Origin of the sequence: Companilactobacillus baiquanensis (genome assembly GCF_003946605.1) — a bacterium.
Classification (GTDB): domain Bacteria; phylum Bacillota; class Bacilli; order Lactobacillales; family Lactobacillaceae; genus Companilactobacillus; species Companilactobacillus baiquanensis.
This window is the reverse complement of record NZ_RHOQ01000016.1, coordinates 1-3,195: the sequence shown is the minus strand read 5'-3', so window position 1 is coordinate 3,195 and position 3,195 is coordinate 1. Positions and strand designations below refer to the sequence as shown.

The following is a 3,195-nucleotide window of genomic DNA, read 5'->3' as shown; positions in this document are numbered from 1 at the left end:
GCGTGGCAACTACCTATCCTCGCGGGTAGTTTCCCACCAACTACTTTCGGCGTTAAGAAGCTTAACTTCTGTGTTCGGCATGGGAACAGGTGTATCCTTCTTGCTATCGCCACCACACTATTCTTACTCGTACCTTCAAAACTAGATATTAAGTTAATGAATTGAAACTCGAAAACCACTTACTCGATTAAGTCCTCGATCTATTAGTACTGCTCAGCTCCATGTATCGCTACACTTCCACCCGCAGCCTATCTACGTCATAATCTTTAACGGATCTTACTTCCTTACGGAATGGGAAATCTCATCTTGAGGGGGGCTTCACACTTAGATGCTTTCAGCGTTTATCCCGTCCATACGTAGCTACCCAGCGATGCGCCTGGCGGCACAACTGGTACACCAGAGGTATGTCCATCCCGGTCCTCTCGTACTAAGGACAGCTCCTCTCAAATTTCCTACGCCCGCGACGGATAGGGACCGAACTGTCTCACGACGTTCTGAACCCAGCTCGCGTACCGCTTTAATGGGCGAACAGCCCAACCCTTGGGACCGACTACAGCCCCAGGATGCGATGAGCCGACATCGAGGTGCCAAACCTCCCCGTCGATGTGAACTCTTGGGGGAGATAAGCCTGTTATCCCCAGGGTAGCTTTTATCCGTTGAGCGATGGCCCTTCCATATGGTACCACCGGATCACTAAGTCCGACTTTCGTCCCTGCTCGACTTGTCAGTCTCGCAGTCAAGCTCTCTTGTGCCTTTACACTCTATGAATGATTTCCAACCATTCTGAGAGAACCTTTGAGCGCCTCCGTTACTTTTTAGGAGGCGACCGCCCCAGTCAAACTGCCCACCAGACACTGTCCCTCACCACGATAAATGGTGTAGGTTAGAGCCTTCATATAACAAGGGTAGTATCCCACCAATGCCTCGATCGAAACTAGCGTTCCGACTTCTACGGCTCCTACCTATCCTGTACATGTTACACAAAAACTCAATATCAAGCTACAGTAAAGCTCCATGGGGTCTTTCCGTCCTGTCGCGGGTAACCCGCATCTTCACGGGTATTATAATTTCACCGAGTCTCTCGTTGAGACAGTGCCCAAATCATTACGCCTTTCGTGCGGGTCGGAACTTACCCGACAAGGAATTTCGCTACCTTAGGACCGTTATAGTTACGGCCGCCGTTTACTGGGGCTTCAATTCTCAGCTTCGCTTACGCTAACTGATCCTCTTAACCTTCCAGCACCGGGCAGGCGTCAGCCCCTATACGTCATCTTACGATTTAGCAGAGACCTGTGTTTTTGATAAACAGTTGTTTGGGCCTATTCACTGCGGCTGGCTGTTACACCAGCACCCCTTCTCCCGAAGTTACGGGGTCATTTTGCCGAGTTCCTTAACGAGAGTTCACTCGCTGACCTTAGGATTCTCTCCTCGACTACCTGTGTCGGTTTGCGGTACGGGTAGTTTATTTCTAACTAGAAACTTTTCTCGGCAGTGTGAGTTACTGTGCTTCGCTACTTAAATTTCGCTCCTCATCACAGATTGTCCTTATAGGTAAAAGCATTTGACTCTTACCAAGACTTTCTGCTTGAACACACTTTTCCAGCTGTGTGCACACATCATCCTCCTGCGTCCTTCCATCGTTCAAACAAAATAAACTAGTACGGGAATATCAACCCGTTATCCATCGATTACACCTCTCGGTCTCATCTTAGGCCCCGACTAACCCTGGGAGGACGAGCCTTCCCCAGGAAACCTTAGTCTTTCGGCCGATCAGATTCTCACTGATCTTTCGCTACTCATACCGGCATTCTCACTTCTAAGAACTCCACTGCTCCTCACGGTACAGCTTCAATGCTCTTACAACGCTCTCCTACCACGCATCTTACGATGCATCCACAGTTTCGGTATCATGCTTAGCCCCGGTACATTTTCGGCGCAGAATCACTCGACTAGTGAGCTATTACGCACTCTTTGAATGAATGGCTGCTTCTAAGCCAACATCCTAGTTGTCTATGCGTTTCCACATCCTTTTCCACTTAGCATGAATTTTGGGACCTTAACTGGTGATCTGGGCTGTTTCCCTTTCGACGATGGATCTTATCACTCACCGTCTGACTCCCGGGTATAGATCAATGGCATTCGGAGTTTATCTGAATTCAGTAACCCAAGACGGGCCCCTAGTCCAAACAGTGCTCTACCTCCATGATCCTATTCCCCGAGGCTAACCCTAAAGCTATTTCGGAGAGAACCAGCTATCTCCAAGTTCGTTTGGAATTTCACCGCTACCCACACCTCATCCCAGCATTTTTCAACATACATGGGTTCGGTCCTCCGGTGTGTTTTACCACACTTTCAACCTGGACATGGGTAGGTCACTTGGTTTCGGGTCTACATCTACATACTTATTCGCCCTATTCAGACTCGCTTTCGCTGCGGCTCCGCATTTTCTGCTTAACCTTGCATGTAAACGTAACTCGCCGGTTCATTCTACAAAAGGCACGCCATCACCCCTTAACGGGCTTTGACTATTTGTAGGCATACGGTTTCAGGATCTGTTTCACTCCCCTTCCGGGGTTCTTTTCACCTTTCCCTCACGGTACTGGTTCACTATCGGTCACTAGGTAGTATTTAGCCTTGGGAGATGGTCCTCCCAGATTCCGACGGGGTTTCACGTGTCCCGCCGTACTCAGGATCCCGGCTAGAGTGGTTTGTATTTCGTTTACGAGGCTTTCACTCTCTTTGGCTGAGCTTTCCAACTCATTCAACTATACTTACCTTTTTTCTCATAACGCCAGTCCTACAACCCCAAAGAGCAAGCTCTTTGGTTTGGGCTCTTCCCGTTTCGCTCGCCGCTACTCAGGGAATCGAATATTCTTTCTCTTCCTGCAACTACTTAGATGTTTCAGTTCATTGCGTGTTCCTCTTAATGTGCTATGTATTCACACACAAGTAATCATCCATTACGATGATTGGGTTCCCCCATTCGGAAATCCCCGGATCAAAGCTTACTTACAGCTCCCCGAGGCGTATCGTCGTTAGTTACGTCCTTCATCGGCTCCTAGTGCCTAGGCATCCACCGTACGCCCTTTGTTACTTAATCTTGACAAAATATGACTTGCGTCAATTTGTCGCGCAGTTTTCGGTGTTTCTTTAATTCATTATTTCTTAATATCCAGTTTTCAAGGTACGAGTTTG

2 rRNA genes are annotated in these 3,195 nt (G+C 48.4%); both read right to left on the bottom strand.

Annotation, left to right across the window (positions count from 1 at the left end):
* A 5S ribosomal RNA gene (rrf, locus tag EKM77_RS10905) occupies nt 1–117 on the bottom strand.
* A 66-nt stretch (nt 118–183) separates the two neighbouring features.
* Nucleotides 184–3,100, bottom strand: a 23S ribosomal RNA gene (locus tag EKM77_RS10900).
* Between the last annotated feature and the right edge of the window lie 95 nt (nt 3,101–3,195).